Annotated in this window: 12 protein-coding genes; all 12 read right to left on the bottom strand. The window is 26.6% G+C overall.

Annotation, left to right across the window (positions count from 1 at the left end):
* Positions 1 to 82 precede the first annotated feature (82 nt).
* Positions 83 to 946, bottom strand: a complete 864-nt coding sequence (locus I6E15_RS09720) for a YwqG family protein (protein ID WP_235247580.1) — start codon at positions 944 to 946, stop codon at positions 83 to 85.
* A gap of 14 nt (positions 947 to 960) precedes the next feature.
* Entirely contained in the window at positions 961 to 1,725 is a 765-nt protein-coding gene (locus I6E15_RS09715; protein ID WP_235247579.1) for a DUF4253 domain-containing protein, read from the bottom strand.
* 17 nt (positions 1,726 to 1,742) lie between these two features.
* Positions 1,743 to 2,297, bottom strand: coding sequence for a hypothetical protein (locus I6E15_RS09710; protein WP_235247578.1), 555 nt, complete (start codon positions 2,295 to 2,297; stop codon positions 1,743 to 1,745).
* A 169-nt stretch (positions 2,298 to 2,466) separates the two neighbouring features.
* Entirely contained in the window at positions 2,467 to 2,775 is a 309-nt protein-coding gene (locus tag I6E15_RS09705; RefSeq protein ID WP_235247577.1) for a DUF4241 domain-containing protein, read from the bottom strand.
* Entirely contained in the window at positions 2,754 to 4,142 is a 1,389-nt protein-coding gene (locus I6E15_RS09700) for a DUF6630 family protein (RefSeq protein ID WP_235247576.1), read from the bottom strand. Before I6E15_RS09700 ends, I6E15_RS09705 begins: the two co-directional genes overlap by 22 nt.
* Positions 4,143 to 4,253: 111 nt before the next feature.
* Complete coding sequence (creD, locus tag I6E15_RS09695; protein ID WP_235247575.1) at positions 4,254 to 5,588, bottom strand: cell envelope integrity protein CreD; 1,335 nt, start codon at positions 5,586 to 5,588, stop codon at positions 4,254 to 4,256.
* A 14-nt stretch (positions 5,589 to 5,602) separates the two neighbouring features.
* Complete coding sequence (locus I6E15_RS09690) at positions 5,603 to 5,785, bottom strand: hypothetical protein (protein WP_235247574.1); 183 nt, start codon at positions 5,783 to 5,785, stop codon at positions 5,603 to 5,605.
* Positions 5,786 to 5,807: 22 nt separating this feature from the next.
* Positions 5,808 to 6,383, bottom strand: coding sequence for a hypothetical protein (locus tag I6E15_RS09685; RefSeq protein WP_235247573.1), 576 nt, complete (start codon positions 6,381 to 6,383; stop codon positions 5,808 to 5,810).
* A gap of 20 nt (positions 6,384 to 6,403) precedes the next feature.
* Entirely contained in the window at positions 6,404 to 6,811 is a 408-nt protein-coding gene (locus I6E15_RS09680) for a hypothetical protein (RefSeq protein WP_235247572.1), read from the bottom strand.
* Positions 6,812 to 6,832: 21 nt separating this feature from the next.
* The gene (locus I6E15_RS09675) at positions 6,833 to 7,486 is read right to left on the bottom strand and encodes a hypothetical protein (protein WP_235247571.1); all 654 of its coding nucleotides are present in this window, start codon (positions 7,484 to 7,486) and stop codon (positions 6,833 to 6,835) included.
* A gap of 42 nt (positions 7,487 to 7,528) precedes the next feature.
* Positions 7,529 to 7,756 carry a hypothetical protein gene (locus I6E15_RS09670; RefSeq protein WP_235247570.1) on the bottom strand — a complete coding sequence of 76 codons (228 nt, stop codon included), beginning with the start codon at positions 7,754 to 7,756 and terminating at the stop codon, positions 7,529 to 7,531.
* A 109-nt stretch (positions 7,757 to 7,865) separates the two neighbouring features.
* A complete protein-coding gene (locus I6E15_RS09665) occupies positions 7,866 to 8,144 on the bottom strand; it encodes an immunity 17 family protein (RefSeq protein ID WP_235247569.1) in 279 nt (92 codons plus the stop codon).
* Between the last annotated feature and the right edge of the window lie 838 nt (positions 8,145 to 8,982).

The following is an 8,982-nucleotide window of genomic DNA, read 5'->3' as shown; positions in this document are numbered from 1 at the left end:
TTAGACATACATTACCAACTTTCTTATATTTTTTAATTTGTTGATAATATATATGTGTCCTTTATGGGTATCATATCATCGTTTAATAGCATTGAAGAATTAACCAAACATTATCAAAATTTTTATTTTTTAAATCTTCTTTTCTGATATTAAAATATATTTTTCCACTGTCTCCAAAATACAATCCATAATCTCCAATTTCCAATTCACTTACCTGCATAAGTAAAATCCAATCTTTTGCATTTTCTTTTATAGATTTTTTAACTTCATCACTGCCATATTTTATAGGAGCAGAGCCGTAATAAATATTTTTTCTAGCCACTCCCTCACACTCTTCCCAATATTCTCCTTGGATAAGTTCAGGGTGTCCTAAAAGTTTTGTAGTATCAGCTTTATATCCCAATTCATCTAACTCTTTTTCAAACTCTTTTTCTTTTCTCTCCATTTCTTCATCACTATCATCAACATCATAATAATCTAAAAAATCAATAGGATAATCATTCATACTTTCAAAATTTATTTTAGATTCAGGAATTATACAATCTTTTTCCATATCTTCAGGAAAATCAGTAGAAACTAAATCTTCTATCTCACCATCATAATAGAAAACTTTTGCACTTCCTCTGTCTTGTGGAGAAAATCCCCAAGTCATAGTAAATAATTCATAGAAAAAATATAGCATTCCTTTTTCAGGCAAAAGGCTTTCTTTATCATATTTATGAACTTCTTCACAATTAATCTGCATTAAAAATGAAAGTGGTCTGTTTTCAGTTCTTTTTTTATAATCTTCTCCATTATAATAAAACCATTGAAAATCTTTTGGTAAATCAGGTTTCCCGCCAATTTTTGAAGTTCCTTTTGGTAATTTTTCCTTATTTTCTTCATCAGAATAATTTATTAAAATTGCGTTTCTTTTTGAAGTTTCAAGCATATTTTTATCTAACATAATAAAACTCCTTTCTAGTCCCACCAAAAATACCATACACTAGAATTAACTAAACTTCCTGCTAGTTGTCCAAGAGTTTCATAACTTTGGTCAACATCAGGACAATATCCATACATTTCTACTGCTGTTTCCATAGCTGTTTCTTTATCAGTGATAATTTTTTCAATTTTATATTCCAATACATCGTGAGTTATTGTAATAGGTACAGCTCCAAATTTTTCATACCAATATCTTGATACTGCCATATGCTCTGATGTGCTAGGACATTCGTTCCAATTTCCCATAGGAAACCAAGCAAATATCTCCCAAGGATTTTTTACAGGAACTTTTACTATAAACAGTTCTTCAGGTTTATCTGTATCATAATTTAAAAATCCTATTGGAGAATTAAGTTTTTCCTCTTCATTTTCTTCAAACTCTCCAACTATCTCTTCACTAAAAGATAACTCGTCATCTTCTGCCTCTGTTTTTCTTCTGTCTATTAAATCTCTTAAAAAATTTTCACCGCCCTCTGAAAAAATAGACGAGATATATCTTTTTCTATAATCTCTTACATCTTCTATATTAAACTCTTCATCATCTGATATATTAAAAGAAAAACTTTCTAAAAGAGTTTCATCAACAGTTACAATCACAGGAAAATATCCTTTCTCTTTTCCCTCTTTGCTATATTTTTCAAATTTTTCCATAATTTCTTCATATGTATTATTAGGAAAATATTCATATTCACAATCAAAAAATTCTACAAATTCCTTTGCTAAATCACTCATTACTGCCATAGTATCACTCCTTTTTATTATGAATTATATTCTTCAGCTATATCATTTGAATAAAAATCTTCCTCTACATTACCTAAAAACTCAAGCTCTCCCCATTCATTAGAGATTTTTTTCACAGCTCCTCCATATTTACAAGAGGGTATTCCAAAGAAACAATTATATTTTTTATCAAATTTGTCTTTTCCTAAAAATTTCTTTACAGGCTCTATTAAATCTTCCCATTCTTTAAATAAAATTTCTAGTTCATCAGTAGGTTCTTCACTATTTCCACATATTTGGAAATCTTCATCAAATGTTACTCCAAAATCATATTCAAATCTATTAAAGTATTCTTCAAACAACTCTTGAAAATCTTTTTTCCATTCTTTATTCACAGAAAAGATTTTTTCTAACTCTTTGTTAAAATCTTTTTCTAAAAAATTATATTCAGGATTATACTCTTCTTCCTCTTTATCTTCTTCAAAGATACAGTAAAATGATTGAATATATTTATAAAAATCTTCTATATCTTTAAAATTTCCTACCCAAAAACCTAGATAACCAGCTTTTCTTTCATATAATTTGGCTAACATATAAAACCTCCCTAATAACTTTTTGATTTGACTTTCAACAAAAAATAGATTATAATATTTATGTAAATACCCTTTGGGTACTTATAAGATTGAGTTATTTAAGTTCAGATAGAAGCTCTCATATTTTTGGGAGCTTTTATTTTTTTATTATCCTACCCTTAGGGGTCTTTTAATCTTCGTCAGAATATTCTTTTTCAATATCTATAAAAAGAATATAGAATCCACAAAGTTCTCCATTTTCGTCATATCCAAAATAACAAGGGTAATATCCATCTCCCCAGCCTGAGGCAAAAACAGGAATATTTAAGTCAGTGTCAGGAATTATAAAATCAGCCCAATCTCCACAATCTCTTTGATATTTAGGGAATTTTTTAAAACTTTCTTCTAACAGTTCTTCAAAAATATCATCATAAGGATTGTCTGCATTTCCCTCTTCTTCAAGTTTTTTCCAATATTTTACATACTCATCTCTTGCCAATTTTTATCCATATGTTTTTCCTCCTCTGAATAGTTTAAAAAATCTATCTTCATACCAATTCTATTTCCTAACTCTTTTAACTTTTTAAAATTCTCTTTATTTATAGGGAAAATAGAATAACTATCAGAACCAGTATTAATATTTCCAATGAAAATATCTTTTTTACTGAATACTTTGTTAAACTCTTCACTCCAAACCTCTATATTATCATCTTCATCAAGGTTTAAATCCTCAATATTACAAATATTTTCATCTATGCCAATTTTTTTCATAACCTCAGAAATCATTTGAAAATCTTCCAGTTCACATTTCCAATCAAGATAGCAAATATATCCATTCTCACTTAAAAGCAAAATCGTAGCCACAACTTTTAATTCTATTTTTTTTAATTTAATTTTTTCTTTATCAGAAAGGGTATTTATCTCATCATCAATATATCTTAAAGTCATATCCTTTCTTAGATAATTACGAAAATCTTCTAAAATAAGTTCCAATTTTTTTATAATCTTTCTATCATTGGCAGAGAGGATACCAGCTATTTTTAATAAAATTTTGTCAGCATAAGAAGTTTCATCTTTTTTTACACTTGGTTTTATTAATAGGCATTTCTCAAACTTATCATCTTTCATTTGGAAAATATAGATTTTATCTCCCTTGTAATCATAATATGAATAAGTAGGAAATTTTATATTTCTATCTTTTATCTTAAATGGATTTTTTAACAGTTCATCTTTTGATATTTTTTTATCAAGTAAAAGAGAATCTATCTCTTCACTATCAAAAGTTAAAAAATAAAATCCACTGCTTTGCAAATTATCTAAGACTTGTAATATTATAAAAGTATCAATATCGTCTGTTACTTTTTCCCAAGAATATAAATCATCATTGGTTGTCATATATACAGGGGGATTTTCCAAAGATAAGTCCTCTTTTTTTATACCTGCATTCCATACACCTTGATTTTCAGTCCAAAATATTAAAAAATTATCTGTTTTCTCTAAAGCCTTTTCTATCTCGTCATTGGAAACTCCATCATCTTTCAAAGCTTCTCTCTCCCAAGTGTGAGAAAATCCAATCTCATCTAAATTTAAAATACTACTGAAACAACTATTTATCTCTAAATCTCCACACTCGTGATAATATCTTCTTAAAACTTTTGGAAAATTGGTTTTTAATCTGATTTCAGTTTTGTTTATATCTTCCCAACTTATTTTATAATTATTATTTGCAGAATTATTTCCAAAGACCTTTGTAAAAACAGGACTATTAAAAAAATTTTCTGAATTTGGAGTAGTAGTTACTCTGTTAATCTTTTTTCTATATAATAGTTTAACTATATGCTCTGCTGATAAATTATATCTCTCCATATAACCACCTTTTGTAAAATATAAAAAAATGCTCATGACAAAACTATTTCTTAACTTTTCAAAAAATAATTTATGTCATAAGCACCACCTCTTTCTAAGTTTTATTTAATTTTACCAATCTCTTTCTCTTATGGCTTCCTCTATATCAATATCTATTTCAAAAATGTTTCTTGTAATATACATCATTACATAAAGAACTGTCATAAGTAAAAGAGTTCCTGTTATAAGAGCGTATTGCTCCATCTTTAAAATAGAATAAAGGACTGCATATATTCCTGATAAAAATACCAACATTCCCAAACCATATTTACTATTTTTAGTTACAGCTTTTATATATAATGAATTTGGAATTACTACCATTAGAGTGGCTATAATATAAGCTAAATTAAAACTAAAATATTCAGACATTGAAAGCAGAACTAAATAAAACATTGTAAGTGAAAATCCTACCACTCCATATTGGACATAGTGAGTAAATCTTTTACTTGTTACTTCAAAAATATATACAACGAAAAGACTTAACATTATAAAAAGCATACTATATTTTACAGCTCTCATAACTTGTCTGTAATGAGTTACACCCTCATATAAATCTACTCCGATTTTTCCCTCTGTAATATCTGAGTGATATCCATCAACAAATTCTTGTTTATAATTTCTTACAAAAGAAGATACTTCCCATTCTGCTTTAAATCCATTTTCATCAATTACTTTTGTGCTTGGTAAAATTCCATAAAATTTTGGAGCTTTCCAAGTTGACTCTACTTCAAAATGATTTTCTCTACCAAACGGCAGAACTTCAATGCCACCATTTCCTCTTAAACTAAATTTAATAGAAAAATGTATTTTATCTTTTTGTAAAATATTTTCATGTATTCTTCCAGATACTCCAGTATTTAATGGATATTGTTTAATACCTGTTCCAGATTCTAATTTTATATCTTTTCCCTCTACTTTCATTTCTTCAACTTTCATTAAAGATTTAGTATCTGTTATTCCTATTCCAATTCCTACATTATATGGATATATATTATTATTTGGTAATATATTTAACAATTTAAGAAACTCTCCCTCTAAAATAATATCTCCATTATACACAGTTGTTTTATAAATCCCTCTTTCTCTTACTTCATCTTTTAAATTAACTTTTACATTTAATTTATCTGGCAAAATAATATAATCTTTTACAACTGACTTTTCTATTTTTTTCCCAGAATCATCATATTCTATCTGTTTACTACTATATGGTATTACTAAAAATACTCCTCCAATAGTTTGTTTTCTTCCCCATTCATTTCCAATCTCTTCTACCATATTATTATATGAATAACCTCTGTCGTCTATTATTCTGTGAATAAAAAACATTGGTATTTGAAGAAGAATAGCTAGAACAAAAAGAAATCCAATTTTTCTTACAAGAGAATTATTATCTTTTAAACTAATCATACGCCCCTCCTAAATTAAAAATTTTTAAAATAGTTATAAAGGCAGATAACCCCTAAGCCAATTATTACAGATATAAAAATAATACTTGTAAATTTTAAATTATATTTTAGCTGTTTAAAAATAAAAATTGTACAGCCGATTATCATATAGATAACTATTGCTCCACACACAAGAGCCACTATATCAAAGTTTTTCATATTATCACTGTTTCCTTACAAGTTAAGTTTGTTGATGAAACATAGTAATTATCTTACAGTCAGGGCAAATTTCTATATATAAAGTTCCCTCGGCACTATCCATTATAGTATCCCAATGAATTTGTGCAAGATACTTCATTTTCTTTCCACACTCTGGACATTCTCTATATTCCCAGTCTTGTATCCAATTACCAAATTCGCCGATTGTATTTACATCATCTGTAAATGCTCCATAGAATAGTGGTTTTTCTTTAGTAGAAACAACAAATCTGTTATTTACCATTTCATCTATTATATCTTCTCTAAAATAATTTTCATCTGGATAAAAAATCTCTCTTTCAAAGGCTATTTTAGAAAATTCTTCTACATATATTCCCTTTGTCATCAAATCTTGAAAAATTTCATACTCATCAGTTTTATAAAAATTATCTTCTGTTGAAACTTTTAATTTTTTTATCACTTGATTTATTTTTTCTTCTATCTCTTTATCAGTCCAATTATCAACTTCATCTCTATGTTTCTTAGCTCTACATCTCCAACATAAACCTTCAAATCCTAAAGGTGTTCCACATTCTGGGCATTTATATTTTAAATTCATACTGACCTCCTTTTGAGATTTTAAAAATCTCTTAGCTCTTCAAATCTATCAAGTAATTTTTTCTTATTAATAACATTGTCAGGCAAAATATCTAAAATTCCACATAGTGCCATATAGATTTCATCTCTTTCTTCTGTTTCTATAAATTTCATTTTGTTAAATGTATTAGTATAGTTAGAAACTATTTCCAAACCTTTAATCTCAGGATTTTCTTCTGTATCATTAGTTATTTTTAACAGTTCTGAACGAGTTTTACGATATTGATTTACAGCTTTTTTTACTGAAGAAATTGGAATATGCTCAGCTCCGTCCCAATTTCTAAAAGGATTATCTAAGTTTTGTGCCAACCATTCTGCCTTACGAGGTTTTGTAATTCGTAAACTTATTCCTGACCTGTTTTTCCAAAGAGTTTTTATTATTTTTGCCACTTCCTCTGGAAAACTGGTTAACTAAAGCCAATTAAGATTAGGTAAATCTTCTGGAGTAGGAATATCAGAACTTCCAAAGCCAAATAAATCATATGTAGAAAATCTTTCTAACTCTTTAAACTCTTTTACTGAAGAAAAGTTTTGAATATTCCCCGGTGTTCCCCATAATCTTAACTCTTTTAAATGTGGGTGAAATAAAGAAAGACCATTCAAATTAAAATTTTTTAAATTAATTCCGTGAAGAGATTTTAAATTCTGCAGTTCTTTATGTGGATTATAGTTACTGATGAACTGAATAGTTAGTTCTTCTCCATTATTATAAGCATATATTTTACAATTTTCTAAATCTTCATTTTGAAAAAGTAGTTGTTCTGTTTCTTCTCCAAGCCACAATTCCTCCAAACCTCTCATATCAATCATCAGTTTAGTTACACTTGTTCCTCTAAAATCTAATTTTTTTTGGTTGTGATTAATCAAAGTAAGTTCGTGAATAAAAGGATAATCTTTTAAAAATTCTATTAAATCACTATGCCATTTCTCACAGATAATTTCAGAAAGACAAGGGAACGGCTTTAATTCCAATGCAGAATTAAATGGAGTGTATTTATCCGATATTCTATGGCTAGATAGTTTCGCAGAATTTCCATTTATATTAATTTCTTCATTGCTTTCCATAGCTTCTTTAAAAGCTAACCGTTTTTCTTTTGGGATTTTTTGCTACCTTAACTGAAAATATATATCATCACTATTATACCAAGTTCCATATGAACGACTTTCTTCGTTAATCAATGGAGGAATATTTCCTACATATTGAAACTCCTTTGGAATTTCTTTCTCTACATTAATTAAGCAGAGAGATTTTTCCCAATACATAAAATCTTTGTATAAAGGTTTAAGATTATTTAATTGATTTATATTTAATGGCTCTCTTCCTACCCAATCCAATTCTAATTTAGTAAGATTTTTTTCAGATACTTTAGTAATTTGACAAGCTATATAGCAATCTAGCTTTTTGATAAGTAGTATAAATATCTCCTGCTTTGACTTCCATATACTATCTCCTTTCAGATATCCATAAAGATAAAGAAAAAATCATTATAATTGCTCCAAACAGTCCTGTAAAAAATCTAACTCCACCCTCTCCAAAAATCTCATATACATTTCTCATAAATCTTGGTGAGCCTGTTGGATCACAAATCCAATTCCATTTAAAAATAGCTCCAAAGAAAAATAATCCTCCTCCTATTATTCCTACAAGATATGGATTTTTTCTTAAATAAGGATCTATTTTTTCCATAAACTTTATATATAAATCGTTGATAGGGTTAGTCATAATAGCTCTCCTTTCTTTGAAGTTTTTGTATAAAAAAATGCTCATGACAAAACTGCCTTTTGATTTTTCAAAAAAACAATTTCTGTCATAAGCATCACCTCTCTATTTTGGGGTATAAAAGCTTTACAATCTATTAAACTTATTATAATTATACTATATAAAATTAATTTTTCCAAATAAATTTTTTGAAAATATATCAAAATAGATATAAAAAATCTTATTAGATTTTATAGATAAATAGAAGAGAGAATATAAAACAAAATAATAATATTTAGAATTTAGAAAAGAATTATTAGAAATTAATTTTTATGACAGTTTTTTATTTTTAAAAAGTCCGATTGTTAAATATATTAATTTAAGAGAAACGAAAAAGAAAAATATAATAAATATTTTGCCCACTGATTAAAAAAATTAGTTCCTTTACAAAAATAATAATTAATAACAAAGCAGAGCTCTAGAAAAAATATGTAAAAATTTATTTTGGAAAAAAGAATATAGTTTAATTTATTTTCTTCCTCTTATATTAAAAATTACTTTTTTTATATAATTTGAACTTATATTTTGAGTTAAAATATGAAAAAAATCTTAAAAATTCTATTTAATTAGTTATTATAATTATTATTTTTAATTTATAAATAATAATACTCAATATAATGTTAATTATATCTAATAATATTAATTTAATAAAAATTATTCTCATAATAATTAAAATTATAAGTTATTAATTTAATATTTTAGGAAATAAAAAAGATAGAATTAGTATAAATAATAATTTAAAAATTAGATATCTTTAAAATGGATTTTAATAAAAAAATATAAAAACAGATTACAAAAAGTC

Source organism: Fusobacterium perfoetens, assembly GCF_021531475.1.
In the GTDB taxonomy this organism is placed as follows: Bacteria; Fusobacteriota; Fusobacteriia; order Fusobacteriales; family Fusobacteriaceae; genus Fusobacterium_B.
Note: the sequence above shows the minus strand (reverse complement) of the source record. Positions and strands in the feature narration are given on the sequence as shown.